At 66.6% G+C, this 22,703-nt stretch carries 24 protein-coding genes; 9 read left to right on the top strand and 15 right to left on the bottom strand.

Features of this window, described 5'->3' with window-relative positions:
• Positions 1 to 87: 87 nt before the first annotated feature.
• Positions 88 to 900 (bottom strand): IclR family transcriptional regulator, encoded by an 813-nt coding sequence (locus ACIQC0_RS13720; RefSeq protein ID WP_400535598.1) that lies wholly within the window; start codon positions 898 to 900, stop codon positions 88 to 90.
• Positions 901 to 1,181: 281 nt separating this feature from the next.
• Here ACIQC0_RS13720 and ACIQC0_RS13715 point away from each other — a divergent pair, with 281 nt between their 5' ends.
• Positions 1,182 to 1,358, top strand: a complete 177-nt coding sequence (locus tag ACIQC0_RS13715; protein WP_377214199.1) for a hypothetical protein — start codon at positions 1,182 to 1,184, stop codon at positions 1,356 to 1,358.
• 209 nt (positions 1,359 to 1,567) lie between these two features.
• Here the strand turns inward: ACIQC0_RS13715 and bcp are convergent, their stop codons facing one another.
• The 5 genes from bcp to ACIQC0_RS13690 all read right to left on the bottom strand — a co-directional run bounded on the left by bcp (position 1,568) and on the right by ACIQC0_RS13690 (position 7,444).
• Positions 1,568 to 2,047, bottom strand: coding sequence for a thioredoxin-dependent thiol peroxidase (bcp, locus tag ACIQC0_RS13710; protein WP_400535595.1), 480 nt, complete (start codon positions 2,045 to 2,047; stop codon positions 1,568 to 1,570).
• Between the two features lie 113 nt (positions 2,048 to 2,160).
• A complete protein-coding gene (locus ACIQC0_RS13705; RefSeq protein ID WP_400535592.1) occupies positions 2,161 to 2,952 on the bottom strand; it encodes a hydroxypyruvate isomerase family protein in 792 nt (263 codons plus the stop codon).
• Positions 2,953 to 3,021: 69 nt separating this feature from the next.
• A complete protein-coding gene (locus tag ACIQC0_RS13700; protein WP_377214202.1) occupies positions 3,022 to 4,581 on the bottom strand; it encodes an alanine/glycine:cation symporter family protein in 1,560 nt (519 codons plus the stop codon).
• Between the two features lie 249 nt (positions 4,582 to 4,830).
• Positions 4,831 to 6,120: an MFS transporter gene (locus ACIQC0_RS13695; RefSeq protein WP_400535589.1), complete on the bottom strand. Its 1,290-nt coding sequence runs from the start codon at positions 6,118 to 6,120 to the stop codon at positions 4,831 to 4,833.
• A 67-nt stretch (positions 6,121 to 6,187) separates the two neighbouring features.
• The gene (locus ACIQC0_RS13690; RefSeq protein ID WP_400535586.1) at positions 6,188 to 7,444 is read right to left on the bottom strand and encodes a M20 family metallopeptidase; all 1,257 of its coding nucleotides are present in this window, start codon (positions 7,442 to 7,444) and stop codon (positions 6,188 to 6,190) included.
• A 138-nt stretch (positions 7,445 to 7,582) separates the two neighbouring features.
• Here ACIQC0_RS13690 and ACIQC0_RS13685 point away from each other — a divergent pair, with 138 nt between their 5' ends.
• Both ACIQC0_RS13685 and ACIQC0_RS13680 read left to right on the top strand, forming a co-directional pair.
• The gene (locus tag ACIQC0_RS13685) at positions 7,583 to 8,611 is read left to right on the top strand and encodes an Lrp/AsnC family transcriptional regulator (protein WP_400535583.1); all 1,029 of its coding nucleotides are present in this window, start codon (positions 7,583 to 7,585) and stop codon (positions 8,609 to 8,611) included.
• Between the two features lie 166 nt (positions 8,612 to 8,777).
• Complete coding sequence (locus ACIQC0_RS13680) at positions 8,778 to 9,653, top strand: Rieske 2Fe-2S domain-containing protein (protein WP_400535580.1); 876 nt, start codon at positions 8,778 to 8,780, stop codon at positions 9,651 to 9,653.
• A gap of 5 nt (positions 9,654 to 9,658) precedes the next feature.
• Here the strand turns inward: ACIQC0_RS13680 and ACIQC0_RS13675 are convergent, their stop codons facing one another.
• The 4 genes from ACIQC0_RS13675 to ACIQC0_RS13660 are packed head-to-tail and all read right to left on the bottom strand — an operon-like array spanning position 9,659 to position 13,759.
• Complete coding sequence (locus ACIQC0_RS13675) at positions 9,659 to 10,903, bottom strand: N-acetylglucosamine-6-phosphate deacetylase (RefSeq protein WP_400535578.1); 1,245 nt, start codon at positions 10,901 to 10,903, stop codon at positions 9,659 to 9,661.
• 5 nt (positions 10,904 to 10,908) lie between these two features.
• Positions 10,909 to 11,691 (bottom strand): copper homeostasis protein CutC, encoded by a 783-nt coding sequence (locus ACIQC0_RS13670; protein ID WP_400535575.1) that lies wholly within the window; start codon positions 11,689 to 11,691, stop codon positions 10,909 to 10,911.
• Positions 11,676 to 12,455 carry a glucosamine-6-phosphate deaminase gene (nagB, locus tag ACIQC0_RS13665; protein WP_400535573.1) on the bottom strand — a complete coding sequence of 260 codons (780 nt, stop codon included), beginning with the start codon at positions 12,453 to 12,455 and terminating at the stop codon, positions 11,676 to 11,678. Before nagB ends, ACIQC0_RS13670 begins: the two co-directional genes overlap by 16 nt.
• Before the next feature lie 53 nt (positions 12,456 to 12,508).
• Positions 12,509 to 13,759 (bottom strand): PTS transporter subunit EIIC, encoded by a 1,251-nt coding sequence (locus tag ACIQC0_RS13660; protein WP_377214210.1) that lies wholly within the window; start codon positions 13,757 to 13,759, stop codon positions 12,509 to 12,511.
• 251 nt (positions 13,760 to 14,010) lie between these two features.
• Between ACIQC0_RS13660 and ACIQC0_RS13655 the strand changes: the two genes are divergently transcribed.
• Together ACIQC0_RS13655 and ACIQC0_RS13650 are read left to right on the top strand one after the other, a co-directional pair.
• Positions 14,011 to 14,241: a glucose PTS transporter subunit EIIB gene (locus ACIQC0_RS13655; protein ID WP_377214211.1), complete on the top strand. Its 231-nt coding sequence runs from the start codon at positions 14,011 to 14,013 to the stop codon at positions 14,239 to 14,241.
• Positions 14,241 to 14,702, top strand: a complete 462-nt coding sequence (locus ACIQC0_RS13650; protein ID WP_400535568.1) for a PTS glucose transporter subunit IIA — start codon at positions 14,241 to 14,243, stop codon at positions 14,700 to 14,702. The genes ACIQC0_RS13655 and ACIQC0_RS13650 overlap by 1 nt, the downstream gene beginning before the upstream one ends.
• Here the strand turns inward: ACIQC0_RS13650 and ACIQC0_RS13645 are convergent.
• Positions 14,699 to 15,418 (bottom strand): GntR family transcriptional regulator, encoded by a 720-nt coding sequence (locus ACIQC0_RS13645; RefSeq protein WP_377214213.1) that lies wholly within the window; start codon positions 15,416 to 15,418, stop codon positions 14,699 to 14,701. The two genes, ACIQC0_RS13650 and ACIQC0_RS13645, sit on opposite strands and share 4 nt — an antisense overlap.
• Positions 15,419 to 15,604: 186 nt before the next feature.
• On the opposite strand from ACIQC0_RS13645, the gene ACIQC0_RS13640 reads away from it, so the two are divergent.
• Both ACIQC0_RS13640 and ACIQC0_RS13635 read left to right on the top strand, forming a co-directional pair.
• Positions 15,605 to 16,429: a hypothetical protein gene (locus ACIQC0_RS13640; protein ID WP_400535564.1), complete on the top strand. Its 825-nt coding sequence runs from the start codon at positions 15,605 to 15,607 to the stop codon at positions 16,427 to 16,429.
• Between the two features lie 246 nt (positions 16,430 to 16,675).
• On the top strand, positions 16,676 to 16,960 hold the full coding sequence (locus ACIQC0_RS13635; protein ID WP_400535562.1) for a hypothetical protein: 285 nt from the start codon (positions 16,676 to 16,678) through the stop codon (positions 16,958 to 16,960).
• 54 nt (positions 16,961 to 17,014) lie between these two features.
• Here ACIQC0_RS13635 and ACIQC0_RS13630 read toward each other — a convergent pair whose 3' ends face one another.
• Both ACIQC0_RS13630 and ACIQC0_RS13625 read right to left on the bottom strand, forming a co-directional pair.
• Entirely contained in the window at positions 17,015 to 17,353 is a 339-nt protein-coding gene (locus tag ACIQC0_RS13630) for a hypothetical protein (protein WP_400535559.1), read from the bottom strand.
• A gap of 133 nt (positions 17,354 to 17,486) precedes the next feature.
• Positions 17,487 to 18,407: an SRPBCC family protein gene (locus ACIQC0_RS13625; RefSeq protein ID WP_400535556.1), complete on the bottom strand. Its 921-nt coding sequence runs from the start codon at positions 18,405 to 18,407 to the stop codon at positions 17,487 to 17,489.
• 220 nt (positions 18,408 to 18,627) lie between these two features.
• On the opposite strand from ACIQC0_RS13625, the gene ACIQC0_RS13620 reads away from it, so the two are divergent.
• Positions 18,628 to 19,239 carry an NADPH-dependent FMN reductase gene (locus ACIQC0_RS13620; protein ID WP_400535553.1) on the top strand — a complete coding sequence of 204 codons (612 nt, stop codon included), beginning with the start codon at positions 18,628 to 18,630 and terminating at the stop codon, positions 19,237 to 19,239.
• Positions 19,240 to 19,341: 102 nt separating this feature from the next.
• On the opposite strand, the gene ACIQC0_RS13615 is transcribed toward ACIQC0_RS13620, so the two are convergent.
• Entirely contained in the window at positions 19,342 to 19,818 is a 477-nt protein-coding gene (locus ACIQC0_RS13615) for a sensor histidine kinase (RefSeq protein WP_377214905.1), read from the bottom strand.
• A 170-nt stretch (positions 19,819 to 19,988) separates the two neighbouring features.
• On the opposite strand from ACIQC0_RS13615, the gene ACIQC0_RS13610 reads away from it, so the two are divergent.
• On the top strand, positions 19,989 to 20,177 hold the full coding sequence (locus ACIQC0_RS13610; RefSeq protein WP_377214219.1) for a hypothetical protein: 189 nt from the start codon (positions 19,989 to 19,991) through the stop codon (positions 20,175 to 20,177).
• A gap of 88 nt (positions 20,178 to 20,265) precedes the next feature.
• Here ACIQC0_RS13610 and katG read toward each other — a convergent pair whose 3' ends face one another.
• A complete protein-coding gene (gene katG / locus ACIQC0_RS13605) occupies positions 20,266 to 22,560 on the bottom strand; it encodes a catalase/peroxidase HPI (protein ID WP_377214220.1) in 2,295 nt (764 codons plus the stop codon).
• Positions 22,561 to 22,703: the final 143 nt, after the last annotated feature.

Here is a 22,703-nt window from a genome sequence, read left to right as displayed (position 1 = left end):
CTCCAGGGTGTGAACGATGTCCCGACTCACCGGTGAAGCATCAACTGGGAACGATGTCCCGACTCATGTGAGAACTATGTCGTGAAACTAGACACGGACGGTGTAGCCCATGTTGGCGCTGACTTTCAGCCCCGCTTCCTTGAGCGACTCAATCAGGCCAGGTATTTTTTCGGGGTCGAACCGGAACGCCGGGCCCGAGATGCTTAGCGCACCAATCACGGTGGCCTGATGATTGTAGACCGGCACCGCCACAGCGTTCAGGCCAATCTCAAACTCTTCGCGCACCAGGGCGTACCCCTTGCTCACTACGTCCAGCAGTTGTGCGTCCAGTTCCTTGCGTTTCGTGATGGTGCGGGACGTGCGCGAAGCCAGGCCGGTTTCCTTAAGGATGCGGTCGCGTTCGTCGGCTTCCAGCGCAGCCAGGAGGACCTTGCCGCTGGAGGTGGCATGCAGTGGGGTGAGGCTGCCCACCCAGTCATAAGTGGCCAGGGTGGAGGGGCCCATCGCCTGGTCCACATTAACCGCATAGTTGGAGCGCAGCACCGCAAGGTTGACGGTTTCCTTGAATTCTTCCGCAAGGCTTTCCAGGACAGGCCGCGCTTCGTGCACCAGGCTCAAACGGCCTGGAATGGAGCTCGCCAACCGCAGGATGCCAAATCCGAGCTGGTACTTCCCGCGCTCGCTGTTCTGATGGACCATCTCGCGGGTCACCAGGGAACCCATGAGCCGGGAGACAGTGGACTTGTGGATCCCCATTTCGTCGGCTATTTCACTGACGCCCGCATGCCCGTCCCGCGCGAGGATCTCCAGGACAGTCAGGGCGCGCTCCACGGACTGGACCCCGCCGGACTGGCCGCCCTCGGCGTCGTGATCGGATTCCGGGTCGTGTTTAGAAGCCATACTTCCTGATCCTATGCGACCCTGCCCCGCGGGAGGAGGTTCGCCCGGGCACGGCGCCCCGTGCGTTGGCCGGATCTTGTGGAAATCTTTGCGCCTGCTTGTCGGGAGATTGAGGTCTGCCGGGGACACTCATAGCAGCGGTCTCCAGCGGCAGGGCCCGACGGCGGGCGTACCGGAGGCTCGGCAGCTCGCGGAAGGCGGGGAAGCCAATGGAACAAATGAAGCGGAGTGGAGCGGACAGGGCCAAGGCCCTGTTTCGCCTTTACGCTCACTCACGGAAATTGCGTGCCTTAGCCCGGGAGCTGGCTGATGCCCTGGCCGAATCCCGGGAGGTATCGAGCTGGCCAGGTGACCGGCTGCAGGTAGGCGCCGCGGTATCCGAGCACGTCGAGAAACTCACCCGCCGGCTCCACATCGAGACCGAGGCCCACGGCCGGCTCGCTGCCCTGGCGCGATAGCCCTGCCCGTTCCGCTGCGCGGCATTAAGTGCCACACTGGAAAGCAATCGAGTGGCTGGGGGTTACCAAGTCAGGAGATTGCAATGGGATCTGTATCCGGTTGGGCGTACCTGATTGCGGGACTCATGACCATGGATGCGCTGCTCATGGCGCTCTGGGCCATCGAAAATGACTGGCCCGGCAAATGGTGGAAGAAGCCCTAAGAAGACTTAAAGACCCAGTTCTTCCTTAAGGGAAGCAACGTGGCCTTCGGCCTTGACCTGGTACTGGACCAGGGCAACGTTGCCGGCCGGGTCCACCACCACCGTGGAACGGACGATGCCCTCCACGATTTCCCCCTTGACCAGTTTCTCGCCCCAGGCCCCGTATGCCAGAGCAGCGGCGTGGTCCGGATCCGAGAGCAACGGGAATGTCAGTCCGAAGTCGCCGGTGAAACCGGCGAGGGCCTCTGGCGCATCCGGGGAGATGCCCAGCACCTCATAGCCCTTGCCCTGCAGCGAAGCGAGGCTGTCGCGGAAGTCGCAGGCTTCGGTGGTGCAGCCCGGCGTCGCGGCCTTGGGATAGAAGTACACGATGACGTTCTTGCCCCGATAGTCGGCCAATGCGACGGTGCGGCCCTGGGCGTCCTTGAGGGTGAAGTCAGGAGCCGGCGTTCCGGGCTGAAGCTTGGTGGTCAGGGCGTGGCTCATGGCGTTTCCTTTGGCAGGCAATGTCATTGACGGGCAAAGCATCTAGTGAAGCGGTTTTCCCCAACAGTCATCAACTCGGCCGTCACATACGGTATTCCCGGCGACCCCGGGACCTAACGGCCGGGGGTGAGCCAGGCGAACGCCGTCTCGCGCGGCTCTTTGTACTCAAGGCTGACGTAGCCGCCGTACCCCAGTTCGCGGCTGCGGGCCACCCACTCGCGCAGCGGCAGGGTTCCGGTGCCCGGAGCGCCACGGCCCGGTGCGTCAGCGATCTGGATGTGTCCGAAATCCCGGGCATGCTTTTCGATTACGGCCGGGACGTCGTCGCCGTTGACGGACAGGTGGTAGAAATCGGCCAGCAGTTTGACGTTGACGACGCCGGCCTCCGCCTCCACCCGCCGGATCACCGCCAGCGCGTCCCCGGCCAGAAGGAGGGGATAGCCGGGCGCGCCGCTCACCGGCTCGAGGAGCACAGTGCCCCCGACGCCGGCGACGCCCTCCGCGGCAGCGGCAAGGTTTTCCACCGCGAGCGCGTCCTGCTTGTCCGGGTCTTCACCTTCAATCCAGTTGCCGTACAGGGCGTTGAACGCTGTGCAGCCCAGCCGCCCGCCGATGCCGGCCACCACGTCGATGTTGTCCTTGAACTCGCTGGACCGGGCAGGCCAGGAGACCAGGCCGCGGTCACCGCCGGGCATGTCCCCGGCGTTGAAGTTAAGCCCGGTCAGCTGGACGCCGGCGTCAATGATGGCGTTTTCGAAGGCGGTGACCTCCGGGTCGGCCGGGACGGAGGAAGCGAACGGCCACCAGAACTCCACTGCGTCGAATCCGGCGGCCTTCACGGCGGCCGGGCGTTCCAGCAGGGGCAGCTCCGTCAGCAGGATGGAGCAGTTCACGGTGTACGTCATCGAAGGTCCTTCCGGAAGTACGACGGCGGGGCCGGCCCTCGGGAGGCCGACCCCGCCAAAGGGTGATTCCTAGCGGGCGTCCTCGTTCACGAGTTCGTCCTCTTCCTCGCCGAGCTCCAGCAGCTTGCCGCTCTTGCGGTCCGCGAGGTACTTCTTCATTTCGCGCTTGATGACCGGCAGGAGCAGGTATACGCCGAGCAGGTTCACGAAGGCGCAGATGAACAGGGCGGCATCGGCGAAGTTCAGCACCTGGGTGAAGGTCAGGACCGTACCCACCACGGTGAAGAACAGGAAGACAGCCTTGTAGGTGATCTCCGAAGCCTTGCTGCGGCCGAACAGGTACTCCCACGCCTTCAGGCCGTAGTAGGACCAGGTGATCAGCGTGGAGAACGCGAACAGGGCAACGGCCACGGCCAGGACCACCGGGAACCAGGGAAGCACGGTGGCAAAGGCATCCGAGGTAAGGATGACGCCGTCGGGCGCACCTTCACCGGCCTGGACCTGGTCGATGCCGGCCTGCAGGCTGGGGGCGCCGGCGATGATGATGGCCAGCGCGGTCATGGTGCAGATGATGACGGTGTCCACCAGCGGCTCAAACATGGCGACGAAGCCTTCGCTGACCGGACGGCGGGTCTTCACCGTGGAGTGCGCGATGGCTGCCGAACCCAGTCCGGCCTCGTTGGAGAACGCTGCGCGCTGGAAGCCCACGATCATCACGCCGACCAGGCCGCCGGCCATACCGGAGGGATTGAAGGCGCCTTCGATGATCGCGGCAAACGCGGTCGGAACGCTGTCGATGTTGACGATGATGACGAACAGGCAGGACACCACGTAGATCAGGGCCATGCTGGGGACGAGCTTGCCGGTCGTGGCGCCGATGGACTTCATGCCGCCCAGGATCACTGCAGCGACCAGGCCTGCGAGGATGAGTCCGAAGATGAGCGCGGCACCCGCGTTGCCCATGAAGCCGTCCTCGCCGCCGGTGACGTTCTGGATCTGGGCGAAGGTCTGGTTCGCCTGGAACATGTTGCCGCCAGCGATGCCGAAGATCAGGATGGAGACGGCGAAAATGCCGGTGAGGATCTTGGCGGGCACGGCGCCGAGCTTCTTGAACGCGACGGGCAGGTACTTGAAGGGGCCACCGGTGACGGTGCCGTCGGCGTGGACCTCACGGTACTTCACGCCCAGGGTGCACTCGGCGAACTTGGTGGCCATGCCCAGGAGGCCGGCAAGGATCATCCAGAAGGTGGCGCCGGGGCCGCCCAGCGCCATCGCGGCACCTACGCCGGCGATGTTGCCCAGGCCCACGGTGCCTGAGAGTGCGGAGGTGAGTGCCTGGAAGTGGGGCACCTCGCCCGGATCGGTCTTGCGGGAGTACCGGCCGCGTACCACTTCGTACGAAACCTTGAGCCCCCGGAACTGGATAAAGCCGAAGTAGGCGCTGATGATGACGCCGGCGGCAATCAGCCAGGCTACGACGGCGGGAAAGCTCACATCCCCAATGGTGATAGGGAAAAAGACGATCTTGGAGAAAATGTCTGCAATCGGGAGGAACACACTGTCGATGGCCTCCTCGACTTGCGCCAGCCAGCTGAGGTCTTCAGACACGGCCATAGGCATCGCTTCCATGGTTACCACTTTCTTGTTGCGAACTGGGCAAGGCTCTGGCCCTGGTTGGGGTGGGCCGGGGGTTTTGCCGCTTAAGGCCCTGCAAGTTTACCTGATTTTGAGTGCTCCAGGTCACACTCCCGCCGGTGGGTCGGCGGGCCGGAGCTGCCAGGCCGCCGTCGTACGCCCTGAAAACCGCGGAAATCCGCGGTTAAAAAGGAATTCCCCGGCGCTGGACGCGCCGGGGAATATGCCACAGAATCCAGGACTTTAGTGGGTCAGGTCCTTGCCCTTCGTCTCAGGAATGGTGAAGACCGCGGCTGCGCTGATGGCCAGGAGCACCACCGCGTAGATGTTGAACACCTGCGGGGCGCCCAGCGTGGTGCCCAGCCACTGCTGCAGGTACGGTGCGGTGCCGCCGAACACAGCCACACAGATGGAGTAGGGGACGCCGACGCCCACGGTGCGGATGGACGTGGGGAACAGCTCGGCGTACACGGCCGGGACGATGGCGGCGCTCGCGGCGATGAAGATCAGCATTACGGACATGCTGACGGCCAGCTGCCATGCGGAATCCTTCAGCAGCCAGGTCATCGGGAAGTGCATGATCGCCCCGCCCACGGCACCGCAGAGCAGGACCTTCTTGCGGCCGATGCGGTCGGACAGCTTGCCCCAGAACGGCAGGGCGGCGATAAAGACGATGTTGGCGATCACGCCGGCCCAGAGGGCTTCGCCGCGGTCGATCTTCAGTGCGGTGGTGGCGTAGCTCGGAGCCACGACGCCCCAGATGTAGTAGATGACGGTCAGGCCCACGGTCAGGCCGATGACCTGCAGGGCCTGGCGGCGGTGCCGGACAATCTGCGGCCAGATCGGGGCGCGCTTTTCCGTGGTGGACTCGCCCTCGAAGGCTTCCGTTTCGTGCAGCCGGGCACGCATGATCAGGGCGTACAGACCCATCGCTGCACCCAGCAGGAAGGGGATGCGCCAGCCCCAGGCGTTCATCGCTTCGGCGCTCATCGACATGTTCAGCACGGCGCCCAGCAGGATGCCGAAGAGGATGCCAACGGTGCCCGAGGTGTAGATCAGGGTCGACCAGAAGCCGCGGTGCTCCTTGGGGGCCATCTCGGACAGGTAGGTTTGCGACGACGGAAGCTCACCGCCGTGCGCGAGGCCCTGGATGAGGCGGGCCACCAGCAGCATCAGGGACGCCCAGGCGCCCACCGCGGCGAACGTGGGGGCGATGCCGATCATCAGGCTGCCCAGGGATGCGAGGCCGACGGCGAGGGTCATGGACGTCTTGCGGCCCATCCGGTCGCCGATCCAGCCGAAGACGAAGCCGCCAAAGGGTCGGGCCACGAAGCCGACGGCGAAGATCGCCAGGGTGGACAGCAGGGCAGACGCCGGGTCCGCCTTGCTGAACAGCTGGCTGGCAATGAACGGCGTGAACGTGGCGTAGATGGCCCAGTCGTACCATTCAACGGCGTTGCCGATGCCGGTACCGACAATGGTCTTAGCGGTGGACACCCGTCCAGTCTGCTGCTTGGTTACTGTCATGGTCATGATGACTTCCTGAAGGTCGATAAAAAATTGGGGAAAGCCGTGCGTGCTGCCGGCCGGTGGGACGCTGTTAGGACGCTGCTGAAAGGGCGGCCAACCGCGAGATGGCAAGTTCGGCGTAGAGCGCGGCGCCGTCAGCCAGCACGCCGTCGTCGAACGTTGCATACGGTGAGTGGTTGAACGGTGACTGGGCGGGATCTCCGCCCGGCGCCACGGCGCTCAGCCCAACAAACGTCCCCGGCACCTCGGCCAGGACGCGGGAGAAATCCTCGGAACCGCTAAGGGGAGTGGCCCAGCGGGAGAGGCGGCGTTCGCCGAAGAGGCCGGAGATGACCTGTTCCGCAGTGGTTGTTTCGTCTTCATTGGTGATGGTGAGGGGGTATTCCTGCTGGTAGTCCACGTGGACCTCCACCCCGTGTCCGGCGGCAATGCCCTTGAGCATGCGGGGGACGGCCTCCATCATGCGGAGGCGGGATTCCTCCGAGAACGTCCGGATGGTGGCCTCGATGCGTGCCGACTCCGGAATGATGTTGCGCTTGGTGCCGGCGTGCAGGACGCCGACGGAGAGCACCACGGGGTCGAACATGTTGAACTGGCGGGTGACCATGACCTGCAGGGCGGTCACCATCTCCGCGGCCACGGTCACCGGGTCCTTTGCCGCGTGGGGGGCCGAGCCGTGGCCGCCGGCGCCGAGTACGGTGACTTCGAGCCCGTCCGAGGCGCTGAGCATGACGCCGGACTTGGTGCAGAAGGTGCCGTGCGGTTCCAGGGAGGAGAAGACGTGCATGCCGTAGGCGGCCTGGACCCGGGGGCCTGCCGCGTCCAGGACGCCTTCCTTGATCATGTAGCTGGCGCCGTCGCACCCTTCCTCGCCGGGCTGGAACATGAGGACCACGTCGCCCTGCAGCTGGTGCTGCTTCTCGGCGAGCAGGGTGGCGGCTCCGGTGAGCATGGAGGTGTGCAGATCGTGGCCGCAGGCGTGCATGGCGCCGTCGGTCCGGGAGGTGTAGTCCACTCCGGTCTTCTCCTGCACCGGGAGGCCATCCATGTCGGCGCGGAGGAGGACGGCGGGGCGGGGTTCGGTGGTGTTCGCGCGTTCGCCCTTGCCGGCCTCCGCTCCGGCGCGACTGCCGGTGCCGCGGAGCACTGCGGTGACGGAGGTGGTGTCCTTGCCGAGGGTGATTTCGTACGGCAGACCGTCCAGCGCCTGGAGGACGCGCTCCTGGGTGCGGGGGAGGTGGAGCCCGATTTCCGGCTGGCGATGCAGGTCGTGGCGCAGGCGGACAAGATCGTCCTGCAGTTCCTTGGCATCTTCGGTCATGGGCACTTTGTTACTCCTTGAAAAACTGGCTTTCGGTTCTGTGGACTATTCTGAAGTGGCGTGACTCACATGCTCTGAAACCGCAGGAAATATTCTGGGAAACCGGTCTTCTGGCAGGATTCATGCACTGCGAGAGGAGATGGAATGGAGCTGAGCGAAGAGGACCTGGCCTTGATCCAGGTCCTTCAGGCCTCGCCGCGGCTTGGCTGGGCGGATGCCGCCAAAGTGCTCGGGGTCCACGCCACCACGCTGGCGGCGCGGTGGGAGCGCCTGAAGTCGAGTGGAGCTGCATGGGTCACGGCGCACCTCGCCGGCGATCCCCGTCAGATGCTCCTGGCCTTCGTAGCGGTGGATTGCGAGATGAACCGCCGCGAAAGCGTCACAGCCCAACTGGCCCAGGTTCCGGACATCATCACGGTGGAGGAAGCGGCAAGCAACCGGGACCTGATGCTCACTGTGGTCACGAAGTCCCTGGACGACTTCAGCACACAGGTGGTGTCCCGCCTGAAAACCATTGACGGCCTGACCAAATACCAGACGTCGCTGTGCACCCGGCTGCACACCAGCGCTGACGAGTGGCGGCTCAATATCCTGGACCGGACGCAGCTGGCCACCCTCCGCTCCCTGGGGGTCCACGCCACGCCGGGAAGCCGGCGGCCGGACCCGGCAGGCGACCTCCCCGCCAGCCACCTGGACCTGCTGCCGTTCCTGGCCCGGGACGGCAGGGCGACGGCGGCCGACATCGCCCGGGAGCTGGGCCGGCATCCGGCCACCGTGCAGCGCCAGCTCAACCGGGTGCTGGCCAGCGGGATCCTGTCATTCCGGTGCGAGATAGCCCAGCGCTACTCCGCTTTCCCGGTGACCTGCCAGTGGTTCGTGAACGTTCCCGCCGGACGGCACGAAACGGCGTCGGCGGACATCAAGACCATCAGCAACGTCCGCCTGAGCGCCTCCACCACCGGGCCCACCAACTTCACGATCATCATGTGGCTGCAGTCATTGGCCGATGTCATGAATGCCGAGCTTGCCCTGCAGCAAAAAGTCCCGGGCATCGAGTTGGTGGAAAGCGTGGTCATGTTGCGGACGGTGAAGAGGGTGGGCTGGATGCTCAACGAGGACACCACCTCGAGCGGCGCTGTGGTGGTGCACTCCGGCAGCGTGTTCGCTCAGTAGTGGTAACGCGCCTGCACGATGGTGACATGGCGTTCATCGGCGACGTACACGAGCCGGTTGGTCTGTCCAGGCGAGCTTACGGCTCTGGCCCGCTGCCGGTTAACGGGCTAGGCTCGCGGGCACCGGCCACAGCAGTGCCCGGCCCCAACGCGGTAAGGAAGGACGCATGAAACCACTGCCTGCATTTGAGCTCGTTGCCCGCCTCGAAGATGCCGACTGGCTGGATCCCCTCGCCAAGAGCGTCCGGAAAGCTGTCAGGAAAGTGGTCCGCCCGGGCTGGGTCCGCGACCTCCTGCACGGCGTTCCGTTGGGGCATCCGGTGCATCCGCTGGCCGTGCAGGTGCCGGTGGGTGCCTGGGTGTCGGCTGCAGTCCTGGACGCGGTCCCCGGGAATGAGACGGCTGCCGGGATGCTCGTGGGGGTGGGGACGGCTGCTGCGGTGCCCGCCGCCGTCGCCGGCTTCACCGACTGGACGCAGCTGCACAGCCAGCAGCAGCGCGTGGGGCTGGTCCATGCCGCGGCCAACCTGACGGCCACGGGCCTGTACGCTGCCTCCCTGGTGGAGCGGGCCCGGGGCCGGCGGGCAAGCGGCAAGGTGCTGGCGTACCTGGGGCTCGCCACCGTGAGTGCGGGCGGGTTTCTTGGCGGGCACCTGACGTACCGCCAGGCAGCAGGCGTCAACCACACCGAAGACGTTCCGCACCGGTTCCCCAGCGGGTGGCAGCCGCTGGGCCAGCTGACCGACCTGGTTGAGGGCAAGCTTGAACAGCGCACGGTAGCCGGACTGCCGCTGCTGGTGCACCGTGAAGGGGACAAGGTCAACGTGCTGTCGGACGTGTGCAGCCACCTGTCAGGCCCGCTGCACGAGGGCAAGCTGAAGGACCGCGACGGCGACCCCTGCGTGGTGTGTCCCTGGCACCGGAGCACATTCTCGCTGCGGAGCGGCGAAGTCCTGGCCGGCCCGGCCACCGCACGGCAGCCGCGCTTCGAGGCCCGCGTGTCCGGCGGCGCAGTGGAGGTCCGCCTGCCCAACGCCGACTGAGTCCGTCAGGCGGCTTGCGGGCGGGGGAGCGTTTGCCCGCGGCGCAGCACTGCTTCCAGGTCCAGTTCCGGGTTAAGTACGACGACGTCGGCCGGCATCCCGGCGCGAAGGTCGCCCGCCAGCGCCGACAGTCCCAGGACAGACGCAGGGACCGCCGTCGCCGAGCCGACCGCGTGCTGCAGGTCCACGCCTGCGGCCACGGCGGACCGCACTACATCCAGCAGGGTGGCGGTCCCGCCGGCGATCGATCCGGTGCTGTCCACCCGGGCCACGCCCTGGTCAACGGTCACTGCCAGGGACCCCAGCCGGTAGTGCCCGTCCTGCAGCCCGGTGGCCGCCATGGAGTCCGTCACCAGGGCGATGTTTTGCGAACCCACGAGGTCGAATACGAGCTTGACCGTTTGCGGGGCCAGGTGGACGCCGTCGGCGATCAGCTCCACCACGGCTTCGCCCGCCCGCGCCGCTGCCAGGCTTGCCGAGACCGGCCCCGGTGCACGGTGGTGGAGGGACGGCATGGCGTTGAACAGGTGGGTGACGGTCGGCCGCCGTCGTCCGTTCTCCTTACCGGGGGACTCCGTCGCGGCCCTGGAAAGACCGGCCGCCGCCTGCGCGAGGAACGCCGCGGCGGCGGGATTGTCGGCCGCGGTGTGGCCCAACGACGGGATCACGCCGTGCCCGGTGAGGAGGTCCACCAGGCCGGACGCGCCCGGCAGTTCGGCTGCCACCGTCACCGAAGCCAGCGTGGGGCCGGCGGCATCGAGGAGGTCGGCCATCAGCCGGAGGTCCGGGGCCAGGAGGAGTGCGGGGTCGTGGGCGCCGCACTGCGCCCCGGACAGGAACGGACCCTCCAGGTGTGAACCGGCGATGAGTCCTTCGGTTGCCAGTGTGCGCAGGTTTTTGACGTTGCGCACCAGGTCCTCGGGGGTTCCGGTCACGAGGCTGGCCAGCAATGTGGTGGTGCCTCGGCTGTGCAGGTAGCGGACAGCCGAGCGGGCGCCGTCGGGTGAGCCCTCGGCAAAGTCCGAGCCACCTGCGCCGTGGCAGTGCAGGTCCACCAGACCGGGAATGATGATCCGGTCGACACCCCGCCGCCCGCCGATAGAACGGCCTTCCCCGGACTCAAGAACCCCGGGAAATTCCGACGCCGGCCCCACGTAGGTGAGCACGCCGCCGTCGTACGCTACAACGCCGTCCGGGATGTCAGCGCTGGCGGTGACGATCCGGCCGCGAAGGGTGGATTCGGTGCTCATGCGCTTCAGGCCTCCTGGTTGAGTGCAGCAGCGAAGGCCGCGGCAAGGTTGGGATCAGACGGGATTGCGCGGCCGGCGGAGGAATCGTGCCCCGGCGTCGGGTCGCCGGCCCGCTGCCGTGCCGAGGTGTGGATGGCATGCACGCCGGAGTCCACCAGTGCAGGGACCAGCTCCACCGTGGCACCTCCGCCGGCCATGATCTGGAGGGACGGGGCGCACTCCCGGGCCAGGCCGACCAGCCTCCGCAGCATCGGCAGGCCGGTGCGGCAGTCGGCAGCTCCGCCGCTGGTGAGCACGCGGTTGACACCGGCCTCTTCCAGCCGGGCCAAGGCCTCGGCTGGATCCGTGCCCGCGGCCAGGGCCGCGTCAAAGGCCCGGTGGAACGTCACCTCGGCAGCCGGGTTGGACTGCCGCGCCGCGTGGACGATCCGCCGCGTGGCCGCCTGGTCCGGGGCGCCGTCGGCGGTCAAAAACCCCACGACCACCCCTGCCGCTCCGGCGCGCAGGGACGCGGCAACGTCCCGCTCAATCACCGCGAGCTCATCGGCGGTGTACACAAAACCACCCGGCCGCGGCCGCACCAGCACATGGACCGGAAGCCCCTGTCTGCAGGCGTGTTCCACTGCGCCAATGCCCGGTGTGACCCCGTCCGTTTCCGCCAGTGCGGCGCAGAGTTCAACCCGTGCCGCACCCACCGCCGCGGCGAGCCGGACGCCGTCGGCATTCTCAACGGCGAGTTCCAGTTGCGGCACGCGGACGGCGGCGCCCGGGCTCAGAGGCCCTGCCACGCCGGCTTCCGCCCGAACGTGTCGGTGTAGTAGTCCCGGTGCGCCAGCCTTGAGGCCGCCGCCTCGTCCACCAGCACGGACACATGCGGGTGCAGCTGCAGGGCCGAGGCGGGGCAGACGGCGGCCACGGGACCTTCGACGGCGGCAGCAATGGCTTCCGCCTTCGCCTCGCCCATGGCAAGCAGCAGCAGGTGCCGCGCCTGCCGGATGGTGCCCAGCCCCTGGGTCAGGACATGCTCGGGAACGTCTGCCGGGGAGTCGAAGAACCGTGCATTGTCTTCACGGGTCTGCCGGGTGAGGGTCTTGATCCGGGTCCGGGACGCCAGCGACGACATCGGTTCGTTGAACCCCACATGCCCGTCGGTGCCGATGCCCAGGATCTGGATGTCCACCCCGCCCGAGGCGGAAATGCGTTCCTCATACTGCGCCGCCTCCGCCTCGAGGTCCGCCGCCATGCCGTTCAACCCATGCACCGCATCAGCCGCAAAGTCCACGCTGCCGGTGAATTCCTCACGGATCACCGAGTGGTAGGACTGCGGATGCTCCGTCGGCAGCCCCACATATTCGTCCAGCAGGAAGGCCTGCGCCTTGGCGAAGCTGAGCCCCCGGTTCCGGTGGCGCCCGATGAGTTCGGCGTAGATTCCCAGCGGCGTGGAGCCGGTGGCCAGGCCAAGCACGGACGGACCTCGGCGGACCTGCTGCTCGATGGCATCGGCGGCCGTGCGGGCCACGTCTGCCGGGGTGGGGAGGATGACGATTTCCATGTGTTGCGGGCTGCTTTCAGTTGCGGACTGGCGGGAAAGTACGACGGCGGCGCCTACTTGGCGGGTTCGGTCTCCACGGTGATTTCGTCGTCTTCACGGCCGGGGGTGCGCAGGTTCCAGCGCTTGATGACGAAGGAGAAAAGGAAGTAGTAGACCACCGCGTAGCCAATCCCGATGGGAATGAGCAGCCAGCCGTTCTCGGACTTGCCGAAGTTGAGCACGAAGTCGATCAGGCCTGCGGAGAACGTGAAGCCGTGGTGGATGTCCAGCGCGTTCACCAATGCCATGGAGGTTCCGGTCAGGACCGCGTGGACGATGTACAGCGGGAAGGCCACGAACATGAAGGAGTACTCCAGCGGTTCGGTGATGCCGGTGAAGAACGCGGTCAGGGCGCTGGAGAGCATGATGCCGCCCACTACCTTCTTCTGCGTGGGCTTGGCGTGGCGCCAGATGGCCAGCGCAGCGGCCGGCAGGCCGAACATCATGATGGGAAAGAACCCGGTCATGAAGATTCCCGCGGAGGGATCGCCGGCGAAGAACCGGTTGAGGTCGCCGCGGACCAGTTGGCCGGAGGCGTCGGTGTAGTCACCGATGAGGAACCAAACGCCCGAGTTCAGGATGTGGTGCAGGCCTGCCGGGATCAGCATGCGGTTGGCGAAGCCGTAGAGGCCGCCGCCGGCTACCGCGTTGCTGGACACGGCCTCGCCCACAGCGGAAAGGCCGGCGTTGAAGAGCGGGTAGAGCAGTGCAAGAATCACGCCGGCCACCAGGGAGGTGACGGAAGTGAGGATGGGCACCAGGCGGCGGCCGCTGAAGAACCCGAGGAAGTCGGGCAGCTTGGTGCGGTAGAAGCGCTGCCAGAGCATCGCAGACAGCAGGCCCACCACGATGCCGGCAAGGACGCCGTAGTTGATGACGGCCGGCTTGCCGGCGGGGTCCACCTGGCCGGCCAGGACCAGCGGGGACATGGCCTTGAACACGCCGTCGATCACCATGTAACCCACCACGGCAGCCAGGGCGGTGGAACCGTCGGCTTTCTTGGCCCAGCCAATGGCAATGCCCACGGCGAAGATCAGGGGCAGCCAGGTGAAAACGGCGTTGCCGGCGGCGGAAATGACTGCCGCGCCGCCCTCGAACCCGGGGATGGCGCCGAGCAGGTCCGCCTGGCCAATGCGCAGCAGGATGCCCGCAGCCGGAAGGACTGCGATGGGGAGCATAAGGCAGCGGCCCAGCCGCTGGAGCGTGGCGAAGGCCCGGTTCGGCTTCTTTTCGGGAGCCGGGGCTGTGGTCTCGGACGTTGACATGGTTGGCACCTCTGCGGGTCGGGATAGGGGCTTGTGAAGAGACGGTTGGAGCCGGTACTGTCTGGTTATGACCAGTTCAGTGTGATTCAACCCACGAGCCGCTGTCAAGAAGCCAGCCGGAAATCCGGCCGGGGGCCCGGAGCCCCCCCCAAGGGTGGACCCGGCGGGCGGTGAGCGCAATCATTGGTCGCACCGGGTCCGCCGGACCCGGATGGAGGAGTGCCTGACAGGCACCGGCAGAAAGGGCAGTCATGTCCAAAGCAGAAAAGATCATCGAAGGCCTGGGCGGCGCCGGCAACATCATCGAGGTGGAAGCGTGCATCACTCGGCTCCGGACCGAGGTGAAGGACGGGTCACTGGTGAACGAGGCGACCCTCAAGGCCGCCGGCGCGCATGGCGTCCTCGCTGCCGGCACCGCCGTGCAGGTTATCGTCGGACCTGAGGCCGACACGCTCGCAGAAGACATCGAGGACCTCCTCTAGTGGCGGATTCCCTGGTGGTTCACTCTCCGATCAGCGGCACCGTCATTCCCCTCGCGGAGGTGCCGGATCCGGTATTCGCCGGACAGATGGTCGGCTCCGGCGCTGCCGTCGAGCCGCCCGCCGGTGAAACATTCGACGTCGTGTCCCCGGTCTCCGGGAAGGTCATCAAGCTCCTGCCGCACGCCTTCGTGGTCGTTGAGCAATCGGGGCGCGGCGTCCTTACGCACGTGGGAATCGACACCGTCAAGCTCAAGGGCGACGGCTTTACCCTGCTCATCGCGCAGGGCGACACGGTGGATGCCGGCACTCCGGTGATGCGTGTGGATCCCGCCCACGCCTTGGCCGCGGGATACTCGATGGTGAGCCCCGTCGTCGTGCTCGATTCCAAGAAGGACACGGCGACACTCGCGGCCAGCGGCGCGGTGGCCGCAGGCGCCGGGCTGTTCACCCTGGATGCCTAGAGCCGCACTTCCATGGTGAGCGAGTAGCGGTCCGAGCGGTACCAGGACCGCGAGTGCTCGATTGCGAGCGGGCCGGAGTAGGACACCCGGTCGAACGCCAGGACCGGGGCGCCAGTCCCGGTGCCGAGGAGTGCCCCGACATCCGCCGGGGCACCCTCGGACCGAACCGTCTGCCGCGCCCGGTCGATCTGGTGGCCGAACTGCGCAGCCAGCGCCTTATAGACCGATCCGGTGAGGTCGATGTCCAGGAGGCCCGGGGCGTGGGACGGGTTGTACCAGGCGTCATCCACGCTGACGGGGCGGCCGTCCGCCAGGCGGAGGCGCTTGAGGTGGATGGCGTCCGCACCCGTGGCCAGGCCAAGGGCATCTGCGGTGTCCTCTGGGGCCGCGATGGATTCGGCCACCAGGACCACCGTGCTGGGAACGTGGCCCATTGCCTCCATCTCCTGGGTGAAGGAGGCGAGGTGGAGCGTGGACTGGACCGCGGAATCGGCCACGAACGTTCCCTTGGCCGGAACGCGGACCAGGTGGCCTTCGTTCACCAGGCGGCCCAGCGCGGCGCGTACTGTGATCCGGCTGACGCCGTAGGCATCCATCAGGGCCCGTTCGCTGGGCAGTCGGGCCCCCGGCTCCAGCTCCTCCTTGGCCAGCTTGAGGATGATCACGCGCAGCTGCTCGTGCTTGGGGACCTGCGAGTTATTGATTGATGCCGCCAAGTCGGTCCCTTGTCAGTAGTAGAGCGGTCCGTAGTGGAGCGGTCCGTAGTGGAGCGGTCCAGAGAGGACCAGTGCTTCGGATTATTACACATTGCCAACGTCGCGTCGGGTGCTAATCTATAGACACTAAGCATGCTTCCTATCTCAAAGGGGTGTTACCTGATGCGAAAAGTACCAGCGCTTGGATTGACCACTGCGGCTCTGCTGGCCTTGGCGGCCTGCACGGGCGGAGGCGGCGGTTCGGCCAGCCCCTCGGCCACGGGCGCGGAGACAGAAGGCACTGACGCGAAGGTCTACTCGGAGGACGAGCTCCGCGACCTCATCTCGGGTATGAAGGACGCGGACGGCAACGAGCTGAAGCTGTACTCCAAGGAGCAGGTGGACCAGGGCGGCAACATGGCCAAGCTCCTCCTCGGCACGGCGAAGGTGGACCCGGCTGACTGCAAGGACATCGCCACGGCGGGCCTGCTTGAGAGCGTGGAAAGCGGCTCGGTGGCCGTCGCCTTGTCCGAAGGGAACGAGCCCCGCAGCCTCTCCGCCCAGTCCGGCAGTGACGGACCGGACGCCGTGGAGGCCCTGCGCGAGGTCAGCGGCAAGATGGAGCAGTGCGCCAAGTTCACCGTTGAAGCGGTGGGCCAGAAGTATGAGGTCACCAGCGAGGAACTCGACGCCCAGACGGAGGCGGAGGAAACCTTCGCCACCAGCAGCACCCGTACCGGAGCTGAGCAGGAGCAGCTTATGCAGGTTTCCGCAGCGGAGGGGCGGCTGCTGGTTGTAGCCACCAAGAGCGGCTCGAACCTGGACGACGAGGACAAGAAGGAACTTGAGGAACTGGTCAATGAAGTCCTCGCCAAGACGGACGACAGCGGTGGCGCCACTTCCAGCCCCGAATCCACCGAAACGTCTATGTCCACTGAGTCTCCCTCGCCGGAGGTTTCCGTCTCGCCTACGGCCACTGAAGGAACCGGAGACTCCATGACGGCTACTGCTTCCCCTAGCGTCTCCCCATGACGGCTGTGGGCTGAGCTTCGCCGGTGAGCGCCGCCACCTGGCGTAGGACATCCGGCGCCGGAAGGGAAGCGTCGATCTTCAGGAAGCTGCCAAAACCGGGGAGCCGGCGGTACCCGTCGCCAAGTGCCGTGAGTTCCGCCAGCGTTGCGGAGCAGGGCCTACTGTTCAACGGGCCGGTGGTGCACTTGTTTCCCCCAAGGGCGAATTCCCAGCCTGTTTAGCGGCAGTTCACAGAAAGGCAGAACCGTGACTACTCCAGATGACCAGCCCCGTAACACCGCAGACCTGCGCGGCCCCGGCGACCCTGAGGAAGCGAAGAAGGCGTCCCAGCGGGAGGCTCCCGGCGACCCTGCGGAATTCGCCGATCCGGCCCACCCCGAACGGTCCCACTCGGGCAATATCCGTGAGGACCAGCAGGCCCACGCGCCCGGGCCCGTACCGCCGTCGTATGTGGGGAGCGGGGAATCCGGGCAAGAGTCCAAGCCCGAAGAGGCCATCGACGAACCCGGCACCTGGGATGGGGACGCCTGATCCTGTCCGGATTGCACGCCTGGCCCTGCCCCGGGGTCCAGGCGTGCAATAAACCTACTGGCAGACGCTGCTGAAGGTGTTGCTGGCTTCCTGGTAGCCCGGGGTCAGCTCGGCGAGCCTGGCCTCGTCAGGGGTTTCCTTGGCCTGCTCGTCCGTGTATTCCAGGATCGCGGCGAGGGGCTCCTTGAGGTCATCCGACGCTACCGCGTGGATGGGACGGATCTGGTTGGCCAGCATGTTCATGCCCGTCTTGCCGGCTGCGTTGGACGGGCTGGAGAGGACCACCTGGACCCGCTCGCAGGTTTCGGCGTTGGAGAGCTGGTTGGACGGTGAGCAGGCCGTGGCGGAGGCGGCGAGGCCGGCAGCGATCAGGACGGTGGCGAATTTCTTCATGGATCCCTCAGTAGTCGTTTGAGGTTTCGATTGTAAGCAGAACCCCCCACGCACAAGACAACGCGGGGTCACACCGGCCCAATGGAGTGGTCTTAGGCGGCCGGACGTGACCCCGCGTTGCGGGAGGTGGAGGCTAGTGGGTGCCCAGGTTGCCGCCGACGGGCGGGATGCCGCCGTCGTCGTCCCGGAGTCCACGCTCGCGGCGCTCACCGGCGCTCAGGTTCTCGCCTTCGGCGGTCTCGTCCGACTCGCCTTCGACGTCCACCAGGCCGTTGGTCTGGTCGAACGCGTGGCCGATCCTGTCATTCCCCAGGTCGGCGACCGAGCCTGCTGAGCCGCCCGCCGCCGTCGTGCGTTCCGGCGCTGCCGTGGTGTCCGCAGTAATCGGCGTGACGGTGGCCGGTTCGCCGGTGGTCGCCGGGGTCACCGTTTCGTCGGCAGCAGCGGGGGCACCCCTGTTGGTGCCGGCGTTGACGGCCGCGGCCGCGCCTGCTGCAGCTGCGACGCCGGCCGCGGCCACCTTGCCCGAGACGCCCGCCTTGCCGGAGTCGCCCATAGAACCGGCAGCGTGTTCGACGCCGGGTGTCCCCACCGTGGCGCCCGGGTTCACCGTGCCGCGCCAGGCTCCGGAGGCGTAACCCTCGTCCTCGATGAATTCCTTGAACCGGTTGAGGTCTGCTTCGGCCTGGCGGTCCACCACGTTGAGCTTGTCGCCCACCTTCTCCACGACGCCTTCGGGCTCGTACTCGAGGGTCAGCCGGATGGAGGTCTGGCCGCCCCCCACGTCCTCGAACTCCACGGCACCGGCGTTGGTGGCGCCTTCGGTCGCAGCCCAGGCCACCTTGCGGTCCGGGACCTGCTCAAGGATGCGGGCCTGCCACTGCCTGCGGACGCCGCCGATCTCCGCGACCCATTCCAGCTGCTCGTCGCTCAGCTGCTTGACGCTCTTAACACCGCCCATGAAGTGCGGGAATTCCTCGAACTGGGTCCACTGGTTGTAGGCCGTGCTCACCGGTACGTTCACCAGAATGCGTTTTTCCACCTTCGTGCTCATAACGTCTCCTTCGCTTGTTACCGGGGGGTCCGACGAACATTGGAAAATTCGTCAGTATGCTTACCATACCTGCAGCATGCGATGGATTCCAGAGGGCCTCTGGTCGGGTTGGAGGTTCTGTGCTGGACTGGGAGTCCAGTGCATCAGCCGCCGTCCGCCGGCGGCACCTTTTCCAGTCAACATGCTCAGCCGGCGTGCCGGCGCAGTGGAAGGAAACCAAATGGCACCGTACAAGATCGGCTATTTCGTAGGCAGCCTGGCCAGCAACTCCATCAACCGGATCCTTTCCAAGGCACTGATCAAACTCGCTCCGGACAACCTCGAATTCACCGAGATCCCCATCAAAGACCTCCCGCTGTACAGCCCCGACTATGACGCGGACTTCCCCGCCGAAGGCACCGCGCTGAAGGAGGCCATCGAAGCCTCAGACGGCATCCTGTTCATCTCGCCGGAGTACAACCGCTCCGTCCCGGGCGCGCTGAAGAACGCCATTGACTGGGGCTCGCGGCCCTGGGGTAGCAACTCCTTCGCCCGCAAGCCAACCGGCATTATTGGCGCCTCGCCCGGCAGCATAGGCACCGCCGTGATGCAGTCCTCCATGCGCAGCGTGCTGAGCTTCCTGGACGCGCCGCAGTTGAATTCCCCGGAGGCCTACGTCCACTTCGACGCGGCAGTTTTCGCGGACGACGGAGAAATCACCAATGAGGGGACCGCCAGCTTCCTGCGCCACTACATGGAGGAGTTCGAGGCTTTCGTTGCCCGCGTCCTAGCCGCCAACGCACCGGGCCATATCGGCGACCAGCAGACGGATTCCGCCAAGCTCACGCGGTAGGCGCCTTGCCGGGAACGGCCCCGCCCGCACTATCTACGGATGCCCGCCGCGCCGTTGAGGCGGGCATCCGAGTCTCTAAACCTGACCGCTGAGTCCAGCCGTTTAGTCCAGCGGAAGCGTCACGCTCACCTGCGCGCCGCTGCCCGGGCTGCTGGTGACGGACACCGTGCCGCCGGCGGACCGGACGGCTACGGACATCAGCCGCAGCCCGTACCCGTGGTGCCGCCCGCTCACGGCGAGCTGGCTGTCAAACCCCGTGCCGTCGTCGGACACCACCAGGCGGATGCCGTGGTCCACAGCGGCGAGCCGCACGGTCACGTGTGCTGCGTGCGCGTACTTGTAAGTGTTGCTAAGGGCCTCACGGGCCGACTGGTAGAGGAGGAACGCGCAGTCCGCCGGAATCTCGATGCCCCAGTGCGGAGTATCCCAGCGGACCGCGGTTCCTTGTTCCCGGAGGGGCGTGGCCAGGCGGTCGATGCAGCCGGCCAGTCCCAAGGTGCGGAAATCGGGCGGATAGGGGTCGGTGAGCACGCCCCCTACGGTGCTCACTGCTGCCTCGAAACCTGCCGCGATCCCCATGACTTCCTGCTCCCCATTGGCTGGTTTGTCTGATGGCACCAGAGTGGACCCTGAAGTGCAAAGGGACGCAAGGATCCCCTCAAGATCCCATCAAATTTTCGCGACACGGTCCGGAGCTTTTCCGGCGCGCGGCTGTTAGCGTGGATGCCCCATCCATTGAAGGAGGAACCATGACCATCGAATCCCCGGATTCTCTGCCCGAAGGCGAGTCGCAGGACATCACGGCCACCACCGGTGAGAAGAACGACGGCGGGATCCCTGCCGGGGCGGACGGCGTGGGTGTCGGAGCGGACGACACCAGGAACACGTTCGAGCCGGAGGAGGTCCCGCACGGATTGGAAAAGCCGGAAACGGACTGACACTTACCGGAACACAGCAACGCGGGGTCGCTCCCGGCCCGGGTGGTTATCGGGCCGGGAGTGACCCCGCGTTGCGGTGCAGTGGGGGTTAGCGCAGGTCGAAGCGGTCCAGCTCCATGACCTTCGTCCAGGCGGCCACGAAGTCGTTGACGAACTTCTCCTTGGCGTCATCGCCCGCGTAGACCTCGGCGAGGGCCCGCAGCTGCGAGTTTGAGCCGAACACCAGGTCCACCGGGGTGGCGGTCCACTTCAGCTCGCCGGTGGACACGTCCGTGATCTCGTAGACGTTCTCCTCAAACTCGGAGGCCTTCCACTTGGTGCCGGGCGAGAGCAGGTTGACGAAGAAGTCGTTCGTCAGGACCTGCGGCCGGTCCGTCAGCACGCCGTGGCCGGACCCGCCGATGTTGGTGCCCAGCGCACGCATGCCGCCCACCAGGGCCGTCATTTCCGGCGCGGACAGGTCCAGCATGTACGCCTTGTCCAGCAGGAGGGTCTCCGGGCGGAGCTTCTCGCCGGCGCGCACGTAGTTTCGGAACCCGTCCGCCCGCGGCTTCAGGTACTGGAACTGCTCGACGTCGGTCTGGTCCTGGGCGGCATCGGTGCGTCCCGGGCGGAACGGCACCGTGACGGGGAACCCGGCGTCGGCCGCGGCCTTTTCGACGGCGGCGCAGCCGCCGAGGACGATCAGGTCCGCCAGCGAGACCTTCTTGCCGCCGGCCTGGGCGGAGTTGAACTCCTGCTGCACGCGCTCCAGGGCTGCCAACGCCGTCGAAAGCTGCTCAGGTTCGTTGACCTCCCAACTGCGCTGGGGTTCCAGCCGGATCCGGGCGCCGTTGGCGCCGCCGCGGCGGTCCGTCTTCCGGAAGGTGGAAGCGGCAGCCCAGGCGGTGGTGGCCAGCTGCGAGAGGGAAAGGCCTGAATTCAGGAGCTGGCCCTTGAGCGACGCGATGTCCTGGTCGTTGACCAGCTCGTGGTCCACAGCGGGAACGGGGTCCTGCCAGAGCTGCGCTTCGGGGACCCACGGCCCCAGCATGTGCGGGCCGACCGGACCCATGTCGCGGTGCAGCAGCTTGTACCAGGCCTTGGCGAAGGCGAGCTGGAACTCATCCGGGTTGGCCAGGAAGCGGCGTCCGATGGCCTCGTAGGCCGGGTCGAAGCGCAGCGACAGGTCCGTAGTGAGCATGGTGGGCCGGTGCTTCTTCTTGGGGTCGTGGGCGTCCGGGATGATCTCCGGGCCGTCCTTGGCAACCCACTGGTGCGCGCCGGCGGGGCTCTTGACCAGCTCCCATTCGTACTCGAACAGGATCTCCAGGAAGCGGTTGCTCCACTGGGTCGGCTTGTCGGTCCAGGTGACTTCGAGGCCGGAGGTGATGGTGTCCGCGCCCTTGCCGCTGCCGTAGGTGCTGAGCCAGCCGAGGCCCTGGTTTTCAAGGTCCGCGCCCTCAGGCTCGGGTCCCACGTGCGCGTCGGCATCACCGGCGCCGTGGGTCTTGCCGAAGGTGTGGCCGCCGGCGATGAGCGCGAAGGTCTCTTCGTCGTTCATGGCCATCCGCTTGAACGTCTCGCGGATGAACGCTGCGGCGAGCTTGGGATCCGGGTTGCCGGCAGGGCCTTCGGGGTTGACGTAGATCAGGCCCATCTCGGTGGCTCCGACGTCTTCGGCCATCTGGCCCTCAGCAACGTAGCGTTCGTCGCCGAGCCAGGTGTCCTCCGGGCCCCAGAAGATCTCTTCGGGCTCCCAGACGTCCTCGCGGCCGAAGGCGAAGCCAAAGGTCTTGAAGCCCATCGATTCGAGGGCGACGTTTCCGGCGAGGACCAGAAGGTCAGCCCAGGAAAGTTTCTGGCCGTACTTCTGCTTGACGGGCCACAGCAGGCGCCGGGCCTTGTCCAGGTTGGCGTTGTCCGGCCAGCTGTTCAGCGGCGCGAACCGCTGGCTGCCGTCCCCGGCGCCGCCGCGGCCGTCGTGGACGCGGTAGGTGCCGGCGGCGTGCCAGCTCAGGCGGATCATCAGGCCGCCGTAGTGGCCGAAGTCTGCCGGCCACCAGTCCTGGGACGTGGTGAGGACGTCCGTGATGTCCTGCTTCAGGGCGTCAAGGTCGAGCTTCTGGAATTCTTCCCGGTAGCTGTAGCCCGCGCCCAGCGGGTTGCCCTTCGGGCTGTGCGCGTGGAGCACGGAAAGGTCCAGCTGGTTGGGCCACCAGTCCGCGATGGTCCGCGGCCGGTGCGCCTTGGGCTGCGGCGAATCAATGGCCGGGTTTTCGCTCTCGCTGCCGTGCGAGGTCACGCTGCCGTGGTCCACCGGGCAGCCGCCGCTGGCCTTGCTGTCCAGGCCTTGGGCGCTTCCGGGGGCGGGGACCGGAGGGTGTTCCGGGCGATCGGTCATGTGGTTCCTTCCAAGTGGCCGAGGCCGTGACGCGGACTCGGGCGGCCGGTTCAACCCTCCCATTTGAACATGGACGGGGGTGTCGTAGCAGGGTGGATGGAGATCAGCGCTGCTCAGCTTTGAACAGCTGCGGCCTGCGCCAC

This window comes from Pseudarthrobacter sp. NPDC092419 (genome assembly GCF_044755045.1).
Lineage (GTDB): Bacteria > Actinomycetota > Actinomycetes > Actinomycetales > Micrococcaceae > Arthrobacter.
This window is presented reverse-complemented; position numbering and strand designations above follow the sequence as displayed.

Bases quoted from the DNA above. Each gene is read 5' to 3' on its own strand.
- ACIQC0_RS13610 (WP_377214219.1), top strand. From the start codon at position 19,989: ATGACCATCGAATCCCCGGATTCTCTGCCCGAAGGCGAGTCGCAGGAC.
- ACIQC0_RS13685 (WP_400535583.1), top strand. From the start codon at position 7,583: ATGGAGCTGAGCGAAGAGGACCTGGCCTTGATCCAGGTCCTTCAGGCC.
- ACIQC0_RS13680 (WP_400535580.1), top strand. From the start codon at position 8,778: ATGAAACCACTGCCTGCATTTGAGCTCGTTGCCCGCCTCGAAGATGCC.
- ACIQC0_RS13720 (WP_400535598.1), bottom strand. From the start codon at position 900: ATGGCTTCTAAACACGACCCGGAATCCGATCACGACGCCGAGGGCGGC.
- ACIQC0_RS13625 (WP_400535556.1), bottom strand. From the start codon at position 18,407: ATGAGCACGAAGGTGGAAAAACGCATTCTGGTGAACGTACCGGTGAGC.
- ACIQC0_RS13630 (WP_400535559.1), bottom strand. From the start codon at position 17,353: ATGAAGAAATTCGCCACCGTCCTGATCGCTGCCGGCCTCGCCGCCTCC.
- nagB (WP_400535573.1), bottom strand. From the start codon at position 12,455: ATGGAAATCGTCATCCTCCCCACCCCGGCAGACGTGGCCCGCACGGCC.
- ACIQC0_RS13675 (WP_400535578.1), bottom strand. From the start codon at position 10,903: ATGAGCACCGAATCCACCCTTCGCGGCCGGATCGTCACCGCCAGCGCT.
- bcp (WP_400535595.1), bottom strand. From the start codon at position 2,047: ATGAGCCACGCCCTGACCACCAAGCTTCAGCCCGGAACGCCGGCTCCT.
- ACIQC0_RS13655 (WP_377214211.1), top strand. From the start codon at position 14,011: ATGTCCAAAGCAGAAAAGATCATCGAAGGCCTGGGCGGCGCCGGCAAC.
- ACIQC0_RS13620 (WP_400535553.1), top strand. From the start codon at position 18,628: ATGGCACCGTACAAGATCGGCTATTTCGTAGGCAGCCTGGCCAGCAAC.
- ACIQC0_RS13700 (WP_377214202.1), bottom strand. From the start codon at position 4,581: ATGGAAGCGATGCCTATGGCCGTGTCTGAAGACCTCAGCTGGCTGGCG.
- ACIQC0_RS13660 (WP_377214210.1), bottom strand. From the start codon at position 13,759: ATGTCAACGTCCGAGACCACAGCCCCGGCTCCCGAAAAGAAGCCGAAC.
- ACIQC0_RS13615 (WP_377214905.1), bottom strand. From the start codon at position 19,818: ATGGGGATCGCGGCAGGTTTCGAGGCAGCAGTGAGCACCGTAGGGGGC.
- ACIQC0_RS13705 (WP_400535592.1), bottom strand. From the start codon at position 2,952: ATGACGTACACCGTGAACTGCTCCATCCTGCTGACGGAGCTGCCCCTG.
- ACIQC0_RS13695 (WP_400535589.1), bottom strand. From the start codon at position 6,120: ATGACCATGACAGTAACCAAGCAGCAGACTGGACGGGTGTCCACCGCT.
- katG (WP_377214220.1), bottom strand. From the start codon at position 22,560: ATGACCGATCGCCCGGAACACCCTCCGGTCCCCGCCCCCGGAAGCGCC.